Origin of the sequence: Micromonospora sp. MH99 (genome assembly GCF_021442385.1) — a bacterium.
Taxonomy (GTDB): domain Bacteria; phylum Actinomycetota; class Actinomycetes; order Mycobacteriales; family Micromonosporaceae; genus Micromonospora.
Window position 1 is genome coordinate 65997 of the sequence record NZ_MUZA01000016.1, and the last position, 23119, is coordinate 89115.

At 71.6% G+C, this 23119-nt stretch carries 21 protein-coding genes; 6 read left to right on the forward strand and 15 right to left on the reverse strand.

The window, feature by feature from the left end; translation table 11 throughout:
• Positions 1–36 precede the first annotated feature (36 nt).
• Together rlmB and cysS are read right to left on the reverse strand one after the other, a co-directional pair.
• Positions 37–1170: a 23S rRNA (guanosine(2251)-2'-O)-methyltransferase RlmB gene (gene rlmB, locus B0E54_RS11585; protein ID WP_234583366.1), complete on the reverse strand. Its 1134-nt coding sequence runs from the start codon at positions 1168–1170 to the stop codon at positions 37–39.
• Positions 1170–2585, reverse strand: coding sequence for a cysteine--tRNA ligase (gene cysS / locus B0E54_RS11590; RefSeq protein ID WP_234583367.1), 1416 nt, complete (start codon positions 2583–2585; stop codon positions 1170–1172). Before cysS ends, rlmB begins: the two co-directional genes overlap by 1 nt.
• Positions 2586–2639: 54 nt before the next feature.
• Between cysS and B0E54_RS11595 the strand changes: the two genes are divergently transcribed.
• On the forward strand, positions 2640–3305 hold the full coding sequence (locus B0E54_RS11595) for an IclR family transcriptional regulator (RefSeq protein ID WP_374109263.1): 666 nt from the start codon (positions 2640–2642) through the stop codon (positions 3303–3305).
• A 311-nt stretch (positions 3306–3616) separates the two neighbouring features.
• Here B0E54_RS11595 and B0E54_RS11600 read toward each other — a convergent pair whose 3' ends face one another.
• Complete coding sequence (locus B0E54_RS11600; protein ID WP_234583369.1) at positions 3617–3844, reverse strand: hypothetical protein; 228 nt, start codon at positions 3842–3844, stop codon at positions 3617–3619.
• A gap of 297 nt (positions 3845–4141) precedes the next feature.
• Between B0E54_RS11600 and B0E54_RS11605 the strand changes: the two genes are divergently transcribed.
• Positions 4142–4582, forward strand: a complete 441-nt coding sequence (locus B0E54_RS11605; protein ID WP_234583370.1) for an endonuclease domain-containing protein — start codon at positions 4142–4144, stop codon at positions 4580–4582.
• Positions 4583–4736: 154 nt separating this feature from the next.
• On the opposite strand, the gene B0E54_RS11610 is transcribed toward B0E54_RS11605, so the two are convergent.
• From B0E54_RS11610 to B0E54_RS11620, 3 genes are all read right to left on the reverse strand, one after another.
• Positions 4737–6479 (reverse strand): S8 family serine peptidase, encoded by a 1743-nt coding sequence (locus tag B0E54_RS11610; RefSeq protein ID WP_234583371.1) that lies wholly within the window; start codon positions 6477–6479, stop codon positions 4737–4739.
• Between the two features lie 97 nt (positions 6480–6576).
• Entirely contained in the window at positions 6577–7299 is a 723-nt protein-coding gene (locus tag B0E54_RS11615) for an HAD family hydrolase (RefSeq protein WP_234583372.1), read from the reverse strand.
• A gap of 13 nt (positions 7300–7312) precedes the next feature.
• Entirely contained in the window at positions 7313–8269 is a 957-nt protein-coding gene (locus tag B0E54_RS11620; protein WP_234583373.1) for a DMT family transporter, read from the reverse strand.
• A gap of 86 nt (positions 8270–8355) precedes the next feature.
• On the opposite strand from B0E54_RS11620, the gene B0E54_RS11625 reads away from it, so the two are divergent.
• Positions 8356–8901 (forward strand): CGNR zinc finger domain-containing protein, encoded by a 546-nt coding sequence (locus B0E54_RS11625; RefSeq protein ID WP_234583374.1) that lies wholly within the window; start codon positions 8356–8358, stop codon positions 8899–8901.
• On the opposite strand, the gene B0E54_RS11630 is transcribed toward B0E54_RS11625, so the two are convergent.
• The 3 genes from B0E54_RS11630 to B0E54_RS11640 all read right to left on the reverse strand — a co-directional run bounded on the left by B0E54_RS11630 (position 8868) and on the right by B0E54_RS11640 (position 10509).
• Positions 8868–9452: a GNAT family N-acetyltransferase gene (locus tag B0E54_RS11630; protein ID WP_234583375.1), complete on the reverse strand. Its 585-nt coding sequence runs from the start codon at positions 9450–9452 to the stop codon at positions 8868–8870. The genes B0E54_RS11625 and B0E54_RS11630 overlap by 34 nt on opposite strands.
• Positions 9453–9523: 71 nt before the next feature.
• Positions 9524–9706 carry a DUF397 domain-containing protein gene (locus B0E54_RS11635; RefSeq protein WP_234583376.1) on the reverse strand — a complete coding sequence of 61 codons (183 nt, stop codon included), beginning with the start codon at positions 9704–9706 and terminating at the stop codon, positions 9524–9526.
• Positions 9697–10509, reverse strand: coding sequence for a helix-turn-helix transcriptional regulator (locus B0E54_RS11640; RefSeq protein ID WP_234583377.1), 813 nt, complete (start codon positions 10507–10509; stop codon positions 9697–9699). The genes B0E54_RS11635 and B0E54_RS11640 overlap by 10 nt, the downstream gene beginning before the upstream one ends.
• Before the next feature lie 407 nt (positions 10510–10916).
• Here B0E54_RS11640 and B0E54_RS11645 point away from each other — a divergent pair, with 407 nt between their 5' ends.
• A complete protein-coding gene (locus B0E54_RS11645; protein ID WP_234583378.1) occupies positions 10917–11201 on the forward strand; it encodes a hypothetical protein in 285 nt (94 codons plus the stop codon).
• A 37-nt stretch (positions 11202–11238) separates the two neighbouring features.
• On the opposite strand, the gene B0E54_RS11650 is transcribed toward B0E54_RS11645, so the two are convergent.
• Entirely contained in the window at positions 11239–11661 is a 423-nt protein-coding gene (locus tag B0E54_RS11650; protein ID WP_234583379.1) for a MarR family winged helix-turn-helix transcriptional regulator, read from the reverse strand.
• Between the two features lie 175 nt (positions 11662–11836).
• On the opposite strand from B0E54_RS11650, the gene eno reads away from it, so the two are divergent.
• Positions 11837–13144 (forward strand): phosphopyruvate hydratase, encoded by a 1308-nt coding sequence (gene eno / locus B0E54_RS11655; RefSeq protein ID WP_234583380.1) that lies wholly within the window; start codon positions 11837–11839, stop codon positions 13142–13144.
• Between the two features lie 101 nt (positions 13145–13245).
• Here eno and B0E54_RS11660 read toward each other — a convergent pair whose 3' ends face one another.
• The 5 genes from B0E54_RS11660 to B0E54_RS11680 form a co-directional block, all read right to left on the reverse strand.
• Entirely contained in the window at positions 13246–14655 is a 1410-nt protein-coding gene (locus tag B0E54_RS11660) for an aspartate ammonia-lyase (RefSeq protein ID WP_234583381.1), read from the reverse strand.
• A gap of 35 nt (positions 14656–14690) precedes the next feature.
• Positions 14691–17672 carry an AfsR/SARP family transcriptional regulator gene (locus B0E54_RS11665; RefSeq protein WP_234583382.1) on the reverse strand — a complete coding sequence of 994 codons (2982 nt, stop codon included), beginning with the start codon at positions 17670–17672 and terminating at the stop codon, positions 14691–14693.
• Positions 17673–17930: 258 nt separating this feature from the next.
• The gene (locus B0E54_RS11670) at positions 17931–19598 is read right to left on the reverse strand and encodes a fumarate hydratase (RefSeq protein ID WP_234583383.1); all 1668 of its coding nucleotides are present in this window, start codon (positions 19596–19598) and stop codon (positions 17931–17933) included.
• A gap of 114 nt (positions 19599–19712) precedes the next feature.
• Positions 19713–21170, reverse strand: coding sequence for a PQQ-binding-like beta-propeller repeat protein (locus tag B0E54_RS11675; RefSeq protein WP_374109262.1), 1458 nt, complete (start codon positions 21168–21170; stop codon positions 19713–19715).
• Between the two features lie 102 nt (positions 21171–21272).
• Entirely contained in the window at positions 21273–21779 is a 507-nt protein-coding gene (locus tag B0E54_RS11680) for an Lrp/AsnC family transcriptional regulator (protein WP_234583384.1), read from the reverse strand.
• Between the two features lie 130 nt (positions 21780–21909).
• Here B0E54_RS11680 and hppD point away from each other — a divergent pair, with 130 nt between their 5' ends.
• On the forward strand, positions 21910–23115 hold the full coding sequence (gene hppD, locus B0E54_RS11685; RefSeq protein WP_234583385.1) for a 4-hydroxyphenylpyruvate dioxygenase: 1206 nt from the start codon (positions 21910–21912) through the stop codon (positions 23113–23115).
• Positions 23116–23119: the final 4 nt, after the last annotated feature.

Below are 23119 nucleotides of genomic sequence, written 5' to 3' on the forward strand. Positions count from 1 at the left end.
CCGCACACCTGCGGGAAGGGGCCTCGTCGACAGTCGTTACAGCTCGACCGAGCGCCGGCGGGCGACCTCGGCGAGGGTGACCGCGGCGGCCACACTGGCGTTGAGCGACTCCACCTCGGAGATCATCGGGATGCTCACGGTCAGGTCGCAGGTCTCGCCGACCAGCCGGGACAACCCGCGCCCCTCGGAGCCGACCACCACCACCAGCGGCCCGACAGCGGCCTCCAGGTCGTACAGGTCGGTGTCGCCGTCGGCGTCCAGGCCGACCACCATGAAGCCGGCGTCCCGGCACGCCTTCAGCGACCGGGTCAGGTTGGTGACCTGGGCCACCGGCACCCGCGCGGCCGCGCCGGCGCTGGTCCGCCAGGCGGTCGCGGTGATCCCGGCAGCCCGCCGCTCGGGTACGAAGACACCCTGCGCGCCGAACGCGGCGGCCGAACGGATCACCGCGCCCAGGTTGCGCGGGTCGGTGACCCCGTCCAGCGCCACCAGGAGCGGCGCCTGCTGCTCCAGGGCCGCGGCGACCATGTCCTCGAAGGGCTGGTACGCGAAGGGCGGCACCTGCAACCCGACGCCCTGGTGCAGCACGCCGCCGGTCATCCGGTCCATCTCGGCGCGGCTGATCTCCAGGTTGGCGATGCCCCGGTCGGCGGCCGTCCGGATGATCTCGTTGATCCGGTCGTCCATGTCGATGCCCTGGGCGACGTAGAGCGCCGTCGCCGGCACTTGGGCGCGCAGCGCCTCCAGCACCGGGTTGCGCCCGACCAGCAGCTCCGGGGTGTCCTTGGACGGGTTGGACTTGCGACCCGGCGCGACCCGGGGGCCGCTCCGGCCGGCGGTCGGCCGACCACCCCGACCCGCGGCGCCACCCCGACTCGCCGGTACGCCCCGGCCACCGCCCTTGCCCCAGGTGGTGTCCTTGCTGCCCGGCTGGCCGATCTTGGGGGCACGCCCCTCCTCGGCCGCCGCCCGGCGCTCCTTGTCCTGCTTCCAGGCGGTGCGCTGCGGCAGCTTCTCGGTGCCCGAGTAACCCTTGTGCCAGGGTCGCTCGTCGGCGGGCAGGGTGCGCCCGCGTCCGGCGAGGGAGTCCTTGTTCTTGCCGCCGGAGCCCTTGGGGGCGCCCGCCTTCGGCGTCAGTCGCCGGCCACGGCGCTGCGAGTTGCCGGCCATCAGTCCTGCTCTCCAATAGTCCAACGGGGGCCCTGGGGGGTGTCCTCGACCGCCACGCCGGCCAGCTTGAGCTGGTCGCGTACCGCATCGGCGGCGGCCCAGTCCTTGCGGCCCCGGGCCTGCGCGCGCTGCTCCAGGGCCAGCGCGATCAGGGAGTCCACCACGGCGCGCAGATCGTTCGAGCTGCCGCCGCCGGTCCAGGCCTCGTCGAAGGGGTCGATGCCGAGGATATCCAGCATCGCCCGTACCGCGGCCAGGGTGGTGCGGACGGTCACATCGTCGCCGGTGCTCAGCGCGGTGTTGCCGTCGCGCAGGTGCTGTTGCAGCACGGCCAGCGCGGCGGAGGTGTTGAGGTCGTCGTCCATGGCCGCGACGAAGCCGGCCGGCAGCTCACCGAGCTGCCCGGGGCCCACCCGCTCGGCGGCCCGCTGCACGAAACCCTCGATCCGCCGGTACGCGGTGGCCGCGTCCCGCAGCGAGTCCTCCGAGTAGTCGATCACCGAGCGGTAGTGGGCGGCGGCGTAGTAGTAGCGCAGCTCCACCGGCCGCACGCCGAGCGAATCCACGTACGCCAGGTCGAGCGCGTTGCCGGCGGACTTGCCCATCTTGGCCCCGCCGATGCTGAGCAGCCCGTGGTGCACCCAGTAGCGGGCAAACGGCAACCCGGCCGCCTGGGACTGGGCGATCTCGTTCTCGTGGTGCGGGAACGTCAGGTCCAGACCACCGCCGTGGATGTCGAACTCCGGGCCGAGGTAGCGCCAGCACATCGCCGAGCACTCGATGTGCCACCCCGGGCGGCCCAGCCCCCACGGCGACGGCCAGTACGCGTCCGCCGGCTCGTCCGGCTTGGCGCCCTTCCAGAGGGCGAAGTCGCGGGGGTCCCGCTTACCCCGGTCGGGGGCGTCCCCCGCCGACTGCATCGCGTCCGGCGACTGACCCGACAGCGACCCGTACGCCGGCCAGGACGCCACGTCGAAGTAGACGTCGCCGGAGCCGTCGGTGGCCGGGTACGCGTGCCCGTCCGCGATCAACTTCGTGATCAGCTCGTGCATCTCCGGGATGTGCCCGGTGGCGCGCGGCTCGTAGGTGGGCGCCAGCACGTTCAACGCCCGGTACGACTCGGCGAGGATCAACTCGTTGGCGTACGCGATCGACCAGAACGGCAGACCCCGCTCCCCCGCCTTGACGAGGATCTTGTCGTCGATGTCGGTCAGGTTGCGGATGAACGTGACCTCGTAGCCGGCGGCCAGCAACCAGCGACGCAGCACGTCATAGTTGACGCCGGAGCGAAGATGGCCGATGTGCGGCGGCGCCTGGAGGGTGAGACCACACAGGTAGACCCCCACCTTGCCGGCTTCCCGCGGGACGAAGTCCCGCACCGATCGGGTGGCGGTGTCATACAGGCGTAGCGTCACCGTACAAGGGTAGCCGTCCGCGCCTGTGCGGGTCCGCCGGTGCCGGGTCGTACGCTGCGTGCTGTGGATGAGACGGCGGGGTCCGGCCGGGCCGGGGAGACGTCCCAGACTCTCGACCGGGGTCTGCGACTGCTGCACCTGGTCGCCGACGCGCCGGCCGGGTTGACGGTCACCGAGGTGGCGACGCGACTCGGCATCGGCCGGGCGGCCGTCTACCGGCTCGTCGGCCCGCTGACCACGCACGGGATGCTGCGCCGCGACAGCGACGGCCGGCTCCGCCTCGGCGCCGGGGTGCTGCACCTGGCCCGACGTGCCCAGCCGCTGCTCGCCGAGGGGGCGCTCCCCGCGCTACGCCGGCTCGCCGAGCAGGCCGGCGCCACGGCACACCTGACAGTCGTGGAGGGCGGCGAGGGCGTCGCCCTGGCCGTGGTCGAGCCGAGCTGGACGTCGTTCCACGTCGCGTACCGGACCGGGGCGCGGCATCCCCTGGACCGAGGTGCCGCGGGTCGGGCGATCCTGGCCGGTCGGGGCGGCGCGGCGGAGCCGGTGAGCAGCAGCGGGGAGCTGCAGTCCGGGGCGTACGGGGTGGCCGCGCCGGTGCTCGGCGTGCCAGGTCTGGAGGCCAGCGTCGGGGTGGTCGCGCTCGCCCCGCTGGACGTCGACCTGATCGGCCCCCAGGTGCTCGCCGCCGCCACAGCCGTCACCGCCGCCCTCCGCTGACCCACCCGACCCTTGATCAACTCCAGATCGCCGATATGGCGGCATCGCCAGCCTTGGACAGCGCCATAACGCCGCACTGGTGATGATCTCGCCGTATAACACGTCCATCGGGCTCGTGGCAGTTGTCCACAGGCACCTGCGGGGCGACCATCCGCCGCTGTCCACAGGGGTATCGGCCAGAACCTCGAGCGTCAGACGCTGGCCGCATGCCTCCGCACCCTCACCGGCCTCCTGCCCTTGCCTGGCAGGTTTTTCGTGGCTCCGCAGCGATTCGGCAGGGCTTGATCACCAGACATCAGTTGCGCGGCTCGTCATGGGTCCGACTCCGCCACGACGTGTACGCGGACGCGCGTCTCGAACGCACACACGAGCTGGCCTGCCGTGCCGCAATCCTTCGGCTGCCGTCGCAGGCGATGATCGCCGGGCCCTCGTCGGCCTACCTGCACGGGATCGAGCATGCCGCCGGATTCGATGACGACGTGCACGTGCTGCTGCCGAAAGTCGCCCGCGTCGACTCTCAACGCGGCCTTCAGGTGCACGTGGTCAAATTCGATTCCGCTGCGATGCCGAGCCCCGCTCTGTCCATCGCACAACGGCCGGCTGTGGCGAGGGACGCCCTGCCCGTCGCGCGGCCGTCGACGCCACCGCTCCGGCGGACGCCAGCCTCACCGCCGACGCCAGTGTCACGGCGGCCACCAGCCTCGCCGCCGACGCCGCTCAACGCACTGCCCGGCGAGCGGGGCGGCGCCGCTCTCCGCCGGACCGATCCGACATCTGCCGCGTGGGAGACGGCGGTCTGGTTGGACCCGCTGCGTGCGATTGGAATTGTCGACTCGTTGCTCGCGACCGGTCTGACCACCCCGGCGGCGCTGACCGCCGTCGCCACCGCCAATGCCGACCGACCCGGCGGACGACGCGCGTGCTGGATCTTCGACGTCGCCGATGCAGGAGCGCAGTCACCACCCGAGTCGCAGCTACGGGTGCGTCTGATGCTGGGCGGGCTCCCCCGACCGGTCACCCAGCATCCGATCCGGCTGCCCGGCGGGCTGGTGCTCCATCCCGACCTGGCCTGGCCCGAGTTCCGGGTGGCGGTGGAGTACGACGGCCGATGGCACGCCGACCCCGAGCAACTGCACCGCGATCGTCGACGGCTCAACCTTCTCGTCGGTGCGGGCTGGTTGGTGTTGCACGTGACGAGCAGGCGGCTCCAGAAGGAGTTCCCCGCCGTGCTCACCGAGGTTCGGTCGGCCCTGATCTCCCGCGGCTGGCGGCGCTGATCGCCACCAACCGTGATCGACTCCAGGTCGCCGAAATGGCTGTATCAGACGTCCGGGATACCCCCACCTCGGCGACCTGGAGTCGATCAAGCCCGAGGCCCGGACGCCGACGAGGCCCGGTCGACGGGCGTCGACCGGGCCTCGCGGTGGTGACTTACGGGCGGGCGTTCGGCTTGAGCGGGGTCTTCACCGCCGCGTACGCGTCGACGATTCCGTACCCGTAGAAGCCGTTGAAGTTGACCCCACCGGCGCAGTACGCGTCGTAGGTCTCGTCCCGGCCCTCGTTGCGGTACTGCTGGAGGCGCGGCTCCGGGCAGGCGTGCTCGGCCGCCGTGCGGTAGAGGTGCTGCTCGACCACGTCCGGCGACATGCCGAAGCCACCCCGGCCCTGCGGCTTGCCGTACCGGCTGACGATCAGCGCGGCGACACCGGCGGCGTGCGGGGACGCCATCGACGTGCCCTGGAGGTAGGTGTAGTAGCCGCACTCACCGTTGGGCTTGCACTGCTTGAAGACGCTCGTGGCGACCCGCGGGTCGATGTTGCCGTTCGCGTCCACCTTCGGGTCCGGGATGGTGGTGGAGATCGGCTCCTCCTGGAGCACCTTCAGCGGGTAGCTGGAGAGGATCCGGTTGCCGGGGGTGTTGTACGTCGGGGTCCCGAACCCGTCCCGGGCCCACCCACCCGGCGCGGCGACGGAGGTCTGCTCGGTGCCGTAGTTGGAGAAGTCCGACTTCTTGCCCGACGGACCGACCGACGACACGCCGATCACGTGCGGGCCCTCGGTGGGCAGGTCCCAGCAGCTGTTGTTGTCGATCGGCCGGGGGTACGGGTTGGCGCCGTAGTCCGGGCTGGTGGTGTCGGTACGCGGTGCGCCCAGGTCCTCGTTGTTGTTGCCGAGCGCGCCGACCAGGGTGACGCCCTTGTTGTGGGCGAAGACCAGCGCCCGCTTCATCGCCTTGATGATGGCCCGCTGCTCGGCCTGCGCCTGCGCCGAGTCGGCCGGGTTGGCGGTGCAGTTGTAGAGCCACGGGTCGACGTAGAACGACATGTTGACCACGTCGATCCCGGACCGGCCGGCGTAGATCAGGGCGTTGACCACCGGGTTGAGGAAGAAGTAGCCGGAGTCCTGGCCACCCTTGAGCTCGACCAGGGAGACGTTCGGGGCGACACCGGAGAGGCCGAAGCCGTTGGCGGCGGCGCCGATGGTGCCGGCCACGTGGGTGCCGTGCCCGCCGTCGTCGGTGCCGACGGCGTCGAGGCAGCTCGGCACCTCGCACGGCCCGTCCACATCGGTCATGTCGGGTGCGAAGTTGCGCGACAGCGACCAGTTGAAGTTCGGCGCGATGTCCGGGTTGCTGGCGTCGACGCCGGTGTCCAGGACGCCGACGGTGACCCGACGGTCGCCGGGCTCGACCTTGCGGGCCTCGTCGGCCCGGATCATCTTCAGACCCCAGAGCTTCTCGTCGAGCGGGTCCATCTTGGCACCCTTCTTCCCGGCACCGGCAGCACCGGCCACACCGGCCGCGCCGGCAGCACTCGCAGCACCGGCCACGCCAGCAGCCTGCTCCTGCTCGACCCGGTCCAGCTTCGGCTTGCGGCCGATGGCCTTCTGCTCGGCCGCGCCGATCAGGCTCGGGGCTGCCGTCGCCCTGGCCGCGAAGTCGGCCCGATCACTGGTGACCTGGAACATGCCGACCTCGTCGGACCGGGACACCACAGTGCCGCCGGCCGCCTGGATGGCGGCGACAGCCGTGTCGGCGGCGAAGCCGTCCTCGGCCACGACAGTGAAGGTGCGGGAGGTGCTCGGCGCGGCGGTGGCCGGTACACCCAGGCCCGCTGCCGTAAGTGCCAGTGTTGCCGCGGTCGCGACGGCACCGGCGGTGAAGCGCTTGCTCACCACATCGGATCCTCTCGTTGAGGGACGTGGCAGCCATCACACAACACCCGCCGGCTTTGCGCCAGGTGAACGTCCGTTATGGCGGTGAATCTCTCCTTCATCCGCCCAGCTCGATGCCCACGTCCACCCGGTCGGCCGATCCCGTCGCCAGTTCCGACAGGACCATCGGCAGGTCGGCCAGGGTGGCCACCTCCGCGTCGGGGGTGACCCCGGCCGGGCGGGGCAGGCCGTACCGGTTCAACCACACCGACCGCAGGCCAGCCCGTCGGGGTGCCACCACATCGTGCTCCCACGAGTCACCGACGTACACGATCTGCTCGGCGGGGACCCCGGCGGTCGCGACCACCGCCGCGTAGAACTCCGGGGCGGGCTTCTTGGGCAGGCCGTTCTCGTGCGCGTACATCTCGAAGGCGAACTCCCCGGCGAGCCCGCAGCGTTCGGCGCGGCTGTTGCCGTTGGTGGCGAAGCCCAGCGTGTACCGGGTGCGCAGCGCGGCCAGGGCCGGCGGGACGTCCGGGAAGGGTCCGGTGAGGGCGAAACGGCGGGCGAAGAAGAGGGCGGCGATCTCGTCCAGGTGGTCGTCGAGTCCGGCGCGGGCCAGCGACCGGGCCAGCGCGGCGCGGCGGATCTCCAGCACCGGAGCGGCGCTCAGCTCGCCGAAGACGGCATCCCAGTCGGACTCCAGCTCGGCGAGCGTCACGTCGGCGGCGTCCGGCGTTCGGCGGCGCATCTCGTCGAGGACGGTCACCAGCCCGGCGGTCACCGCCGGCCGCAGGTCCAGCAGGGTCTCGTCGGCGTCGAACACCACTGTGGTCAGCACGGGTACCACTCTCTCACCGGGTGGTTGCCGCCAGCGTGGGCTCACCGGGGGCGGGCGCGGGCGTACCGCGCAGTTCGTCGAGGCGCACCAGGGCGACCCCGGCGATGATCAGCGCGCCGCCGAAGAGCTGCCACGCGGTCGGCAGTTCGTCGAGGAACAGCCAGGCGATCAGCACCGCGAACAGCACCTCGGTCAACCCGACGAACGACGACAGCCGGGGCCCGAGGATGCGGGTGCCGGCGATGCCGGCGAGGTAGGCGATCACGGCGGCGACCAGGGTGAGCCCGACGATGGGCAGCAGCCAGGAGGTGCGGTGCCCGGCGAACGCGACATCGCCGAACGTGGCGCGCAGCGGCAGCAGCCCGGTCAGCCCGACGAGGAGCAGCACGGCCGCGCCGACGGCCATCCCGCCGCTGGCCATGGCGACCGAGGGCAGCCGGGGGTCGACCCGTCCGGCGAGCACGAAGTAGCCGGCCAGGCCGAACGCGGCACCCAGCCCCCACAGCACGCCGACCGGGTGGAAGCCGGCGGTGCCGGTGATGTCCAGGACGAAGGCCAGCCCGCACAGGGCGGCGGCCGAGCCGGCCACGGTGAGCCGCCGGGGGCGCTGACCGTGCCGCAGCCACATCCAGCCGACGACCAGGATGATGCCCAGGTATTCCAGCAGGAGCGCGATGCCGACCGGCAGGTAACGCACGGCGTTGAAGAAGCACACCTGCGCCAGGGCGACCCCGAGCAGCCCGAACATCACGACCGCCGCGCTGTTGCTGCGCAGCACGTGCCACCTGCCACGCAGGGACAGCACTGCGGGGATCGCCAGCACCAGGGCGGCCACGCCGACCCGCGCGATCACGGCGGCCTCGGCCGACCAGCCGGCTTCGATGAGCGACCGCGCGAAGGTGCCCGAGGTGGCGAACGTGACTGCGGAGAGCAGCGCCAGCGCAGCGCCGGCGGCGGGTCGTGACTGCATCTCGCGCTCCTCGGGGACGACACGGTGTCATGAGCAAACTATCCTTGTGCTCATGACGCTAGGCGGCCACCGTGACAGGAGTCAAGTTGCTATTCGCTCATGACACCGAATGTTCGTTGATCGCCGCCACCGCGTTGGTCAACACCGCGGGCCGCGACGGCGAGCTGCTGCCCGACGTCGCCGCGCTGGACGCCTTCTTCACCCGGCACGCCTACAGCGGGCGGCACGAGCACACCGACGCCGAGCTGCGCGCCGTGCGGCAGTTGCGTCCCCGGCTGCGCCGGATCTGGCACGCCGAACCGCCCGAGGTCGTCGCCATGGTCAACGCCCTGCTGCTGGAACACCGGGCGTTGCCGCAGCTCATCGAGCACGACGACGAGCCGTACCACCTGCACGCCGTGCCCCGCGACGCGCCGCTGGCCACCCGGATGGCGGTGGAGGCGGCGATGGCGATCGCCGACCTGGTCCGCATGGGCGAGCTGAGCCGGTTGCGGATCTGCGAGTACCCGGACTGCGACAACGTCGTCGTCGACCTGTCCCGCAACCGGTCGCGGCGGTTCTGCGAGGCCGGCTGCGGCAACCGGGCCGCGGTGACCGCCTACCGCGCCCGCAGGGCCGCCGGCAGGTCCTGAGGGACGTCGGCCCGCAGCTCGTACTCCACCTCGCCGTGCTCGGTCCCCGGGATCGGGTCGTCGAACTGGAGGTGGAAGGTGCGCACGTGGCGCAGCCCCGCCTTCACCATCACCCGCCGGGACCGCTCGTTGACGGCCATCGTCTGCGCCCACACCCGGCGCACGCCCACGACGTCCAGGGCGTACCGGACCAGCGCCCGCGAACCCTCGGTGGCCAGGCCGCGCCCCCACGTCGCGCGGCGCAGCCGGTAGCCCAGCTCGGCCTCGGCGCCGTCCTCCGACGGATCGAGGGCGAACCAGCCCAGGAAGTCACCGGTCCCCCGATCGAGAGCCGCCCACCTACCGAGGCCGGGATGCCTGTCGTACTGGGCGAGCAGCTTCGGCAGGTGCTCGCCCCGAACTGTGGCGCGCGGGGTGGCGACGCCGCCGGTGAGGAAACGCATCACCTCGGGATCGCTGTCCAACTCGACCAACGCGTCCACATCGGCAACGGTCAACCGCCGGAACCGCAGCCGCTCGCTCCCCGGAGGAACCAGGTCGTCGCCATCCATGACCGGATCATCCCCGCCGTCCCGCGACACGGTCGAGCCGTTTTCGCGCCGCCGTGGGCACTGCTGTCGCGTCAGCGCGGGGGCGCGACCACGAAGAGCCGCCAGGAGTACGCGTCGACCACGAGCACGGGCCCGTCCGGGTCCTTGCTGTCTCGCACCCCGACCACGCCCCCAAGATTCGTAGCCACCTCGACGCAGTTGCCGTCCTGGTTGCTGCGGCTGCTCTTGCGCCACCGAGCGTCCGTCAACTCCACGATTCGGCCACCTCGCTCATCAACTCGATGGAAGCCTGCGGGGGCAGGGCTTCGCCCAAGGTAGCCTCCCAGACCCGCTGCAACCGCGCCAGATCCTGCTCCTGGTCCAGCTCCTGGCCGCGAACCTGGCTGTCCAGGTAGGCCACTTCTGTGCCGTCGGGCAGGGCCGCGAGCGCGAACGGTCCGCCGAGCCCCGGGTACTCCTCGGCGGATCGCGGCACCACGTGCAGCCGGACCCGAGGGTGCCCCGTGGCGATGCTGGCCAGGTGCAGCGCCTGATCGCGCATCACCTTCCGCTCGCCCACCCGTCGCCGCAGCACTGCCTCGTCCAACACGGCCACGATCTGCGGCGCATGTTCGCTGTGCAGCACGTCCTGGCGGTCCATTCGCTCGGTCACTCGGCGTTCGACCTCGTCAGAGGCAAGCAGGCCGCCAGCTTCGAAGACCGCGCGCGCGTATCCCTCGGTCTGGAAGAGCCCGGGTACATACCGGGGCTCGTACCAGCGGACCGTGCGCGCCTGCTCCAGGAGCGCCTGCCAGCCGCGTAGCCACGGCTGGGTCCGGTCCATGCTGACCAGCTCGCTCGACATGCGGGTGAAGAGGCCGCCGGTGTCCAGGGCGCGGTCGACGAGTTCCAGGTACTTGCCGGTGGGCGGCTGCTGGCCCAGCTCGACGGCGCTGACCATCGACGGCGAGTAGTTGACCGCCTTGGCCAGCTCGTCCTGACTCCAGCCCCGGCGAACGCGCGCCCGGCGCAGCTCCGTGACCAGGAACGCCGCCGCCGTCATCTGCCCATCGGCCATGACCCGCCGCCTCTCCACCCCGTCGACGATCAACTCCAGCCGGCCGCCAGCGGCATCACCACCGGAAACAGGACGGCTGTGAGGACCCGGCAAAACCCTTCCGACCGTAGTCGCCCGATCACCAGACTGTGAAGTGTGGCACCGCTCCCCGCCCCCCGGGCCCGGCGGCGTCGCGCGGGACCGCCCGAACCCCCGTGCCGGGCGGTCCCACCCCCAGGCTGGGCGAACTATTCGAGATCTTGGACAGTTTCCGTTAGCCACCAACGGAAACTGTCCAAGATCTCGGTGGTTGGGGCGGATGGCGGTCGTCGCGCGGTCGACCACGAACTCGGCGACGTCGCCGAAAGCGAGACGGCCCACGGGGAGGTGACGTCAGAGACGATTCAGCTCGAAAGGATTCCCACGCCATGTCCCGGACCGCCCCGGACGACCGCGCGATCACGCCACGACCGCACCTGCCGCTGCGTCCACTGTGGCTCTGTCGGGTCTGCGCCGGGCCCTGGCCGTGTGCGGTCGCCCGGCTCAGCCTCCGCCGCGAGTACGCCCACGACCGGATCGCGTTGAGCATCTACCTGTGCACCGTTCTGCACGACGCGGCGGCGGACCTGTATCGGCTCAACCCGCACGACGGCCCGGACCCGGCAGCGCTCTACGTGCGCTTCCTCGGCTGGGCTGCGTTGCCCGAACCCTGACGCTCGTCGACGGCGGCCCGGCCGTCGAGGGGAGCGTCTAGCGCATGGCGAGCCGTTCCAGCAGGGCGGCGCTGCGGGCCAGCAACGCCCGCTCCTCGTCCGTGAGTTCGGCCTCGATGGCCTGGGCGAGCCAACCGGCTCTGCGGCTGCGCTCCGCTTCCAGTGCGGCCCGGCCGGCGTCCGACAGCTCGACCAGCGACTTGCGGCCGTCCGTGGGGTGCGCCCGTCGCGTGATCAGTTTCTGCTCCATGAGCAGCCCCACCGCCCGGGCCATCGACTGGGGGCGTACGCGCTGGTCGGCGGCGAGGTCGCTGGTGGTCATGGCGCCGTCGCGGTCGAGTGCACCGAGCACGGCGATCTGACCGAGCGGGATGCGGTCCTCGTGCTTGACGCGCCGGGTGAGCTTGCCCATCGCGGTGCGCAGTTCGGCGGCGATGGCGGCGGCTTCCGAGGTGGGCACACGGCACTTTACCCCGTTCGTCAGCACTGCTGGGCACCTGACCTGCACAGCAATGCTGTTCAGCGGGGCTGTTCAGCATGACTGATCAGCATTGCTGTAGGGTTTGGCGCTGTCGGGCTCAGCGCCAGCGTTGTCGCAGCTAGAGCCACGGCAGGCGACAACGAAAAGGACCTCCATGTCCGCACTGGAAGCCGGAACCATCACCACCACCATCGAGACCGTCACCGCCCGCCGCGTCATCGACAGCCGGGGCAACCCCACAGTCGAGGTCGACGTCACGGTGACGGACGGGTCTCTGGGCCGGGCCGCCGTCCCCTCCGGCGCCTCCACCGGCGCCCGGGAGGCCGTGGAGGTGCGCGACGGAGACCCGACGCGCTGGCACGGCAAGGGCGTCGACCGTGCGGTGGCCAACGTCAACGGGGAGATCGCGGCGGCCGTGCGCGGCCGGGACGCGGCAGACCAGGCGGGTCTGGACGCCGCGCTGATCGCCCTCGACGGCACCGCCACGAAGTCCCGGCTCGGCGCCAACGCGATCCTCGGCGTCTCCCTCGCCGTCGCCAAGGCCGCCGCGGCGGCCCACCGCCAGCCCCTCTACCGCTACCTCGGCGGCGCCGACGCGCACCTCCTGCCGCTGCCGATGATGAACATCGTCAACGGTGGCGCCCACGCCGACAACCCGCTCGACTTCCAGGAGTTCATGATCGTTCCCGTGGGCGCGGACTCCTTCGCCGAAGCCGTCCGCATGGGCAGCGAGGTCTTCCACACCCTGCGCCGCGATCTGCTGGCCGCCGGGCACTCCACGGGCGTGGGCGACGAGGGTGGCTTCGCGCCCGAGCTGCGTACCGCCGAGGAGGCGCTCGACTTCGTGCTGACCGCCGTCGAGGGCGCCGGCTACCGCCCCGGCACGGACATCGGCCTGGTCATGGACCCGGCGTCATCCGAGTTCTTCCGCGACGGCGTGTACGACTACGCGGGCGAGGGAGTACGCCGCACCTCCGCCGAGCACGCCGACTACCTGGCCAGGCTGATCGACGCCTACCCGATCGTCTCCATCGAGGACCCGATGGCCGAGGACGACCTGGACGGCTGGCGCGAGCTGACCACCCGCGTCGGCGACCGCTGCCAGCTCACCGGCGACGACGTGTTCTGCACCAACGAGACGCTGCTGAGCGAGGGCATCCGCACCGGCGTCGGCAACTCGGTCCTGGTCAAGGTCAATCAGGTCGGCACCCTGACCGAGGCGCTGGCCACGGTGACGACGGCCCAGCGGGCGGGCTGGACCGTCGTCATGTCGCACCGCTCCGGCGAGACGGAGGACACCACCATCGCGGATCTGGCGGTCGCCACCGGGTGCGGTCAGCTCAAGACCGGCTCGCTCTCCCGCTCCGACCGGACGGCGAAGTACAACCAGCTGATCCGGATCGAAGAGGAGCTGGGCGACTCGGCGCGCTTCGCGGGCCGCGCCGCACTGCTCCGGGCATGAGCAGCGCGCCGCACTGCTCCGGGCGTGAGCAGCGCGCCGCACTGCTCCGGGCGTGAGCAGCGCGGCGCACTGCGCCGGGCGTGAGCAGAGGGCGGCGCTGGTCAGGGGTGGGTCATCCGGAGCAGGTCGAGCACCTCGTCGAGCTGGGTCTCGGTGAGCTTGCCCGAGTCGACGTGACCTCGGGCGATCACGACCTCCCGGATGGACGCCTGCTTGGCCAGCGCCTCCTTGGCGATCGAGGCGGCCTCGTCGTACCCGAGGTAGCGGTTCAGCGGGGTGACGATCGACGGCGACCCCTCGGCGTACGCCAGGCAGACCTCGGCGTCCGCGACCAGGCCGGCCACCAGGCGGTCGGCGAACAGCCGACTCGCCGCGGCCAGCAGCCGGATCGACTCCAGCAGGTTGCGGCCCATCACCGGCAGCATGACGTTCAGCTCGAAGTCGCCCTGTGACCCGGCGAAACCGACAGTCGCGTCGTTGCCGATCACCTGGGCGCAGACCTGCCGCATCGCCTCGGCCACCACCGGGTTGACCTTGCCCGGCATGATCGACGAGCCGGGCTGGAGGTCGGGGATGCGCAGCTCGCGCAGGCCGGCCCGGGGGCCCGAGCCCATCCAGCGAATGTCGTTCGCGACCTTGTAGAGGCCCACGGCGATGGTCCGCAACTGCCCCGAGGTCTCCACCAGCGCGTCGCGGGCACCCTGCGCCTCGAAGTGGTTGCGGGCCTCGGACAGCGGCAGCCCGGTCGACTCACGCAGCTTGCCGATCACGGCGGCGGCGAAGCCGAGTGGCGTGTTGATCCCGGTGCCCACGGCCGTGCCGCCCAACGGCAGCTCGGCCAGCCGGGGCAGCGACCCCTCCAACCGCTCGATGCCGTAGCGGACCTGGGCGGCGTACCCGCCGAACTCCTGCCCGAGGGTGACCGGGGTGGCGTCCATCAGGTGCGTACGCCCCGCCTTCACCACCGTCTCAAACTCGGCCGCCTTGCCCTCCAGCGCCTCGGCGAGATGGGTCAGCGACGGCAGCAGATCCTCCGCGATGAACTGGGTGGCCGCCAGGTGGATCGAGGACGGGAACACATCGTTGCTGGACTGGGAGGCGTTGACGTGGTCGTTCGGGTGCACGGCCGAACCCAGTTCACGGCTCGCCAGGGTGGCGATCACCTCGTTGGCGTTCATGTTGGACGACGTTCCGGAACCGGTCTGGAACACGTCGACCGGGAACTGGTCGTCGTACCCGCCGTCGGCTACGTGCGCGGCGGCGGCGGCGATCGCGGCGGCCACGTTGGCGTCGATCACGCCCAACTCGCCGTTGACCTCGGCCGCGGCACCCTTAATCTGGGCCAGGGCCTTGATCTGGGCCGGTTCGATGCCCCGCCCGGAGATCGGGAAGTTCTGCACCGCGCGCTGGGTCTGCGCCCGCCACAGCGCCTCGGCGGGCACCTCTACCTCGCCCATCGAGTCACGTTCGATCCGGTAACCGGTCGTCTCTGGAGTCGTCACGCGTACCATCCTGCCGCGCCCGTGGCCGACCCGCAGATGATCCGTCAGCCCAACTCGGCGAGCAGCCGTTCCACCTCGTGCCGGTCCGGCACGTCGATCTGCCGGTACAGGGACAGTGCCCGGGTCAGGTGCGCACGGGCCGCCGCCGGGTCGGTGTCGCGTACGCACCTGGCGATGCCCTGAAGCGCCCGGGCCTGCTCGTAGCGGGCGCCCAGCCGGCCGGCGTCGACGAGTACCCGGCGGTGCAGGTCGAGCGCGCTGGCGGCGTCTCCCTGCGCCAGCATGGTCATGGCCATCAGGTTGCGGGAGGCGCACTGGCCGATCCGGTCGCCGGCCTCCATCATCTCCACCAACGCGTCCCGGTGCAGGGCCGCGGCGCGTTCCGGCTCTCCGGCGTTGCGCTCCATCACGCCCAGCTCGTTGAGCACCTCACCCTGGCCGAACCGATTCCGCACCCTGCGCCGGAGATGCAGCGCGAGTCGAAGGATCCGACGAGCCGGACCGACGTCACCCATCCGATGACGGACGATGCCGAGGTGCCCGAGCGCGTGTGCGGTCTGCGGCAGGTCCACCGTCTGACGGGCCAGGACGAGGTGCTGCCGGACCAGGGGCAGCGCCTCGTCGTACCGACCCCAGGCGATGAGTCCCACGCACAGGTTGTTCAGCAGGTTGGCCAGTTCGTTCGCGTCGCCCCGGCCGGCGATGAGTTCGAGAGCCTCCTCGAACTTCGCCTTGCCCTGCCGGAAGTCGCCGTTCGCGGAGTACGACACGGCCATGTTCCAGAGTGTGGCGAGCACTTCGCCGCGCAACCCGAGCCGGCGACGCAGTTCGAGTGCCACGTCCATCGCTCTGATCGCCTCGGGGAAGCGGGCAAGCCGGAAGTACGCCGACGCAAGGTAGTTCAACATCGTGGCCACCGCCGCCTCGTCGCCCAGTTCCTCGGCGGCTCGTAGGCCAGTCGTGTGGGTCTCGATCAGCTCGTCGAGGTGCCCGCCGTCGAAGTTGAGTCGCCAGCAGGCTCGGGCCAGCTGCCAGCACCGAACTCCGAAGCCCTCCTCGGCAGCCAGGCGTACCAGCGCGGTGAGCGCGGCGTGGTTCTTCTCGAACCACGCCGGACCCTGCGCCACCGGGGCGTCGATCAGATCGGGTCGACCGGGCGTGTGCGCGGGGATGGTGCGGCGGCTGCCCGCCGCCTCGATGGTCCGGGCGATCGCCAGGGTGACGGCCAGGTGGTGGTCGAGCAGCCGCGCCAGGGCGGCCCGACGCTCGGCCTGCCGCTCCGGCTCGCCGAGCAGCAGGCGGGCGTACTCGCGGAGCAGGTCGTGCAGGCGGTAGCGGTCCGGCTGCACCTCCTCGACCAGATGGGCGTCGACCAGCTCGTCCAGCAGGTCCTGCGCGTCGGTCAGGGGCAGCTCGGCGAGGGCTGCGGCCACCCGACCGTCCAGCCACCCGCCGGGGTGGAGACCGAGCAGCGGGAACAGCCGCTGCGCCGCGGGAGTGATCTGCTCGTACGACAACGCGAACGCGCGCCCCACCGACCGCTGCCCCGCGGTCAGTTCGGGCAGCGCTCCCGCTCCGGCGAGCATCCGTTCGGCAAGGTCGGCGACGCGCCAGCGGGGCCGGTGCGCCAGGCGGGCGCCGGCCAGCCGGATCGCGAGCGGCAGGTGGCCGCAGCGCCGCACCACCTCGGCTGCCGCCTCCGGTTCGGCGGCGACCCGCTCCGCGCCGACCACCCGCCCGAGCAGTTCCACGGCCTCGTCGGCGTCGAGCACCGCCAGCGACGACGGGCGACCCTCGTCGAGCCCGACCAGTCGACGACGGCTGGTGATCAGCACCTGGCAGTGCGGACCGTTGGGTAGCAACGGCGCGACCTGGTCGGCGGCGAACGCGTTGTCCAGCACCACCAGGGCACGCAGGCCGGCCAGCTCCGTACGCCACAGCGCCAGTCGGTCGTCGGTGTCCTCCGGTATCCACCTGGTCGGCACGCCGAGCTGGCGCAGCAGGGCGGCTGCGGCCGTCGCCGGTGTCAACGGGTCACGCTCACTGTGCCCGTGCAGGTCGATGAAGAGCTGAGCGTCCGGGTAGCGCTCGGCCAGGGCGCTGGCGACGTGCACGGCGAGCGTCGTCTTGCCGCTGCCGGCCATGCCGTCGATAACCTGGATCCGGGTGCCGTCCTCCTCGATCTCCTTGACCAGGCGGGCCACCGTCTCCCGCCGGCCGATGAAGTCGCCGATCGCCCGGGGCAGCGAGCGTACCGGCCCCGTCGACCGGACGTCCCGACCGGCCAGAGCCAGATCACCGGCGAGTACGCGTTGGTGCAGCTCCTGCAGATCGGCGCCCGGTTCGAGGCCCAGCTCGTCGGCGTAGAACTGCCGGCCCTCCCGGTAGACCGCGAGCGCGTCGGCCTGCCGACCGACCGAGGAGAGCGCGAGCATCAACTGACCCCGCAGCCGGTCCCGCAGCGGATGTTGATCGACGCTCTCGGTCAACTCCTCGATCAACTCGGCGGCCCGCCCGAGGCGCAGCTCGACGTCGACGCACTCCTCCAGCACGGTGAGCCGCTGTTCGTCGAGCGCCTGCGCCCGGCGACGGACGCTGCGGCTGGTGATGCCGCTGCAGGCCGGCCCCCGCCACCGGGCCAGGGCGGCCCGGAAGTGCGTACGGGCGTCGACCAGACGACCGGCCGCGACGGCGGCACGGGCCGCCTCGGCACCCCGGGTGAACAGGTGCGCGTCCAGGTCGGCGGGGTCGGTACGCACGCCGTACCCGGCCGGGTCGGTGACTATGGTTTCCGGGGCCAGCCCCAGCTCGCTGAACCGGCGACGCAATCGGGAGACGCAGGTCTGCAACTGGGCACGGGCGGTGGCCGGAGGGCTCTCCTCCCAGACCGCGTCGACCAGTTCCTCGACCGGCACGAGCCGACCGGCGCGGAGCAGCAGCATCGCGAGCACGACCCGGTCCCGGCCGGCGGTAACTGTGGACTCGCCACCGCCGACGCGCAGAGGCCCCAGGATCCCGAACCGCATCTGCTCCCCCGTGTCGACGAAACACCAGCCAGCAGCGTAGTCCGGGGATCACAGCCCGACACCGCCCGGTGATAGTGATCTGAGAGCGAATCGAGCGTGGGGCATCGCAGACTTGGTCCAGGTTGCCGGTGACGACATCCGACGGGGGCGGTGCGCCCGTCCCACCCCCCAGCGGGCGGGCGTACCGATGTCGGTGGAGGTACTACCGACGCAAGAGGCGCCAGGTGCGAGCCTGGCGCCTCTTCGCGTGACGAACGGTCAGCGGCGGCCGACGGTGAGCACCGGCTTGGTGACCTCGGCGAAGAAGTCGTTGCCCTTGTCGTCGACCACGATGAAGGCGGGGAAGTCCTCGACCTCGATCTTCCAGACCGCCTCCATGCCCAGCTCCGGGTATTCGAGGACCTCGACGTGCTTGATGCAGTCCTGGGCGAGGCGGGCGGCGGGGCCGCCGATGGAGCCGAGGTAGAACCCGCCGTGCTGCTGGCAGGAGCGGGTCACCTGACCGGACCGGTTGCCCTTGGCCAGCATCACCTGCGAACCACCGGCGGCCTGGAACTTCTCCACGTACGCGTCCATCCGCCCGGCAGTGGTCGGGCCGAACGAGCCGGACGCGTACCCCTCGGGGGTCTTCGCCGGGCCGGCGTAGTAGACCGCGTGGTCGCGCAGGTACTGCGGCATCGGCTCGCCGGCGTCCAGCCGCTCGGCGATCTTGGCGTGGGCGATGTCGCGGGCCACCACCAGCGGGCCGGACAGCGACAGTCGGGTCTTCACCGGGTACTTGGACAGCTCGGCGCGGATCTCGTCCATCGGCCGGTTCAGGTCCACCCGGACGACCATCTCGGAGTCGAGGGTGTCGTCGGTGACGTCGGGGAGGAACCGCGCCGGGTCGGTCTCCAGTCGCTCCAGCCAGACGCCCGACGGGGTGATCTTGGCGACGGCCTGCCGGTCGGCCGAGCAGGAGACGGCGATCGCCACCGGGCACGAGGCGCCGTGCCGGGGCAGCCGGACCACCCGCACGTCGTGGCAGAAGTACCGGCCGCCGAACTGCGCGCCGATGCCGAAGTTGCGGGTCAGCTCCAGCACCTCCGCCTCCAGCTCCAGGTCCCGGAAGCCGTGGGCGCTCATCGAACCCTGCGTCGGCAGCGCGTCCAGGTACTTGGCGGAGGCGTACTTCGCGGTCTTCAGCGCGTACTCGGCGGAGGTGCCGCCGATGACGATGGCCAGGTGGTACGGCGGGCAGGCGGCAGTGCCGATCAGCCGCAGCTTCTCCTCCAGGAACTGCATCATCCGCGTCGGGTTGAGCAGCGCCTTGGTCTCCTGGTACAGGTACGACTTGTTGGCCGAGCCGCCGCCCTTGGCCATGAACAGGAACTTGTACGCGTCGGGGTGCCCGTCCGGGTCCTCGGCGTACAACTCCACCTGGGCCGGCAGGTTGCTGCCGGTGTTCCGCTCGTCCCACATGGTCAGCGGGGCGAGCTGGGAGTAGCGCAGGTTGAGCTTCGTGTACGCCTGGTAGACGCCCCGGGAGATGGCTTCGGCGTCGGCCCCGTCGGTCAGCACGTGCCGGCCACGCTTGCCCATCACGATCGCGGTGCCGGTGTCCTGGCACATCGGCAGCACCCCGCCGGCGGCGATGTTGGCGTTGCGCAGCAGGTCCAACGCGACGAACCGGTCGTTCGGCGACGCGGCCGGATCATCGATGATCGCCCGGAGCTGGGCCAGGTGCGCCGGGCGCAGGAAGTGCGCGATGTCGTGCATCGCCTCGGCGGTCAGCGCGGTGAGCGCGGCCGGCTCCACGGTGAGGAAACGACGGCCCCCCGGGCCGTGTACGACGTCCACGCCCTCGTCGGTGACCAGGCGATAGTCCGTCTGGTCGGGACCGGTCGGCAGCAGAGGGGCGTACGAGAATGCGGCGGCACTGCTCATGAGCGGCAAGCCTAGGGCAGACCGGTCGATCATTCCCACCCGCCGGGCTGGGTCTGGGACGCCGCTCTCATCCCCCGGGCCCCGGCGCGCTGGGCGCACAGGTGTCGTGCCCGCTCAGCCGTCCTTGCCGCTGCCGGGATCGGGGCACAGTTCACGCTTGGGCCCGCAGTTGTCGTCGCCGTCGTTGCCGTCGTTGCCCCGGCCGGGGCCGGTGCCGCCGGGGCCGGGGTTGCCACCGTCGCCGGGAGGCGGGACGGGGGCGCCTCCGGTGGCGCCGAAGCGGACGTACCCGATCTCCCGCCCCTCACCGATGATCATTCCCTGCGATCCGACGGCGAGAGCGTTCGCGGAGGTCCGCAGGACCGCCAGTTCCCGGCCGTTGCGCGGGTCGAGGGCGACCAACCTCGACGGCTTCTCGTCGGCGAGCACCGCCGCGTACGGGGTGAGTGCCGCGCCGGACTTGGCACCCGCCGGACGGGTCCACCGCACCCGGTCGGCGCCGAGGTCACGCGACACCACCGAGCGCTTGTCCGCGGAGCGGAACACCGCGTAGCGGTCGTCGACCGCGACGAGCTTGGTGCTCGCCTCACCGACCCAGAGGAGCCGCCCGTCGTACCCGTCGATGACCGCCTCGCGGCCGTCCGGGCCCACGCCGATCAGCACGTTGCGCGCTCCCTGCGGGTCCTCGCGCTGGACGCAGCCGGCGGTGTCGGCGGTGCGCAGGTTGACCCCGGCCCGCTGCCACGCCTCCTGCCCCGTCGCCGGGTCCCGCGCCGAGATGGTGAAGTAGCAGGTGCCGTCCTGGGAGCGGGCGGCGATCCGCAACATCCGACCGCCCACCACGGAGAGCCGCTCGTCCCGGCCCGGCTCGACGTTCTGGAGCACCCGGCCGGTGGCGGTGTCCACGACGTGCACCCGACCGTCGACCGGGAAGCCGAGCAGCGGAGGCACCGGCTCCGGCCCGGCCACCCCGTCGTCGATGCGGGTGGCGCCGAGCCGGCGGGTGCCGCGCAGGCCCGGGTTGTCGGCGAGCAGCCCGCTGTGCACGCCGGGCAGGAAGGCAGTCCACAGTGGGGCGGTGCCCCGCGGGTCCCACGCGCTGAGGGTGCAGTCGGTGGCATCCGTGCAGCGGGCGTCCAGCAGCAGGTTGCGGTACGTCCACACGGCCACCGCGTCGTCGTCGCGTCGCCGGGTCGCCCCGGTGGTCGGGTCGAGCAGCTCGTACCCCTTGACCAGGAGCTTGCCCACGGCGACGACCGGGTCGGAGTCGCCGCCCGCGACCGCCGACCAGTCCGCCTTGCGTTCCCAGAGCTGGGCGCCGGTGGCCAGGCTGCGGGCCTCCACCCGGGTGCGCTGCTCGACCACGACGGCGTCGCCGGCGATGGTCACGCTGCGCGGGGTGCCGCCGACCCGCTGCTGCCAGACCACGTCCGGCTCGGAGATGGGTTCGCTGCGGTCCACCCACTCCCACAGGCCGGGGAACGGGTTCCACACGCCGGTGGCGGCGAGCGCGACGACCACGGCGAGGCCGACCAGCAGCCCGCCGCGCACGCTCCCCTTCGCCACCCGCACACCGTAGCCACGATCACGGATCTTCCGTACGCCCGCGCCGCCGTGTCGCCGCGCTTTCTGGGGCCGAAGGTGTTAACGGGGGGCCTTGCACTGCCGGAGGCGTCAGGAAGGAGCCCTTCCTTCGGCCCGGACGGCGCTGCGCACCAGCGGCAGCGTGCGGTACGGGATCTGCTCGGCCAGCGCGATGATCGTCGACGCGCGGGTGATGCCGGCCGACGAGACGATCTGGTCGATGACCCGTTGCAGGTCGGTGTTGGAGCGGGCCACGATCCGGCAGAGCAGGTCGCTGGAGCCGGTGATGGTGTGCGCCTCCAGCACCTCGGGGATCGCCGCGAGGTGGGCGGTGACCGGGTCGTGCCCCTGCCGTTGACTGATCTCCAGCGTGACGAAGCTGGTCACCCCGAATCCGATCGCGGCGGGCGAGATCTCCGGGCCGAAGCCACCGATGACACCCCTGTCGACCAGTTTGTCGAGACGCGCCTGGACGGTGCCCCGAGCCACGCCGAGCCGCCGGGAGCACTCCAGGACCCCGATCCGCGGCTCCTCGGCGAGCAGTTCGACCAATCGCACGTCGAGGACGTCGAGCTGCACAGCTTGCTCACCCTTCACGGGTTCAGACCATACCGAATGCACAACCTGACCAGCATTTACACCGACAGTTGCCCACTCGACGCCCGCACCGCGATCCTTCGGTCAAGAACCGGCCCACGAGGCCGGCCGGTACGCGAGGGAGGCCACCATGACCCAGGCGATCGACCGACCCCAGTCGACCGAGGACGTCGACGTCGACCGGCTCGTCGGCGCTGTCGACCACGACATCAGCCACGACCCGTTCCCCGTCCGTGGGCTCGACCACGTGCACTTCCTGGTCGGCAACGCCAAGCAGGCCGCGCACTACTACTCCACCGCCTTCGGCATGACCTGTGTGGCGTACCGGGGCCCGGAGCAGGGCTACCGCGACCACGCCCAGTACGTGCTGACCAGTGGCTCGGCCCGGTTCGTGCTGACCGGCGCGGTGCGCCCGGACGCCGACGGCGCCGAGCACGTGGCGAAGCACAGCGACGGGATCAGCGACATCGCGCTGGAGGTGCCGGACGTCGACGCCGCGTACGCGCACGCCGTCGCCCAGGGCGCCACCGGCGTCGTCGAGCCGCACGAGGTGAGCGACGAGAACGGCACCGTCCGGATGGCCGCCATCGCCGCGTACGGCGACACCCGGCACACCCTTGTCGACCGGTCCCGCTACCGCGGCCCGTTCCTGCCCGGCTTCGTGGCCCGCGGCCCGATCGTCGACCGGCAGCCGATGATCGACGCCGGCATTCAGCCGAAGCGGTTCTTCCAGGCCGTCGACCACGTGGTCGGCAACGTGGAGCTGGGCCGGATGGACGAGTGGGTCGAGTTCTACAAGCGGGTGATGGGCTTCTCCAACATGGCGGAGTTCATCGGCGACGACATCGCCACCGACTACTCGGCGCTGATGAGCAAGGTCGTCGCGAACGGCACCCGCAAGGTGAAGTTCCCGCTCAACGAGCCGGCCATCGCCCGCAAGAAGTCGCAGATCGACGAGTACCTGGAGTTCTACCAGGGCCCCGGCGCCCAGCACATCGCCGTCGCCACCAACGACATCGTGGCCAGCGTCGACGCGATGCGCGCCGCCGGCGTGGAGTTCCTGGACACCCCGGACTCGTACTACGAGGACCCGGAGCTGCGGGCCCGCATCGGCAACGTGCGGGTGCCGATCGAGGAGCTGAAGGCCCGCAAGATCCTGGTCGACCGGGACGAGGACGGCTACCTGCTGCAGATCTTCACCAAGCCGGTGCAGGACCGCCCGACCGTCTTCTTCGAGCTGATCGAGCGGCACGGCTCGCTGGGCTTCGGCAAGGGCAACTTCAAGGCCCTCTTCCAGGCCATCGAGCGGGAGCAGGAAGCCCGCGGCAACCTGTAACACT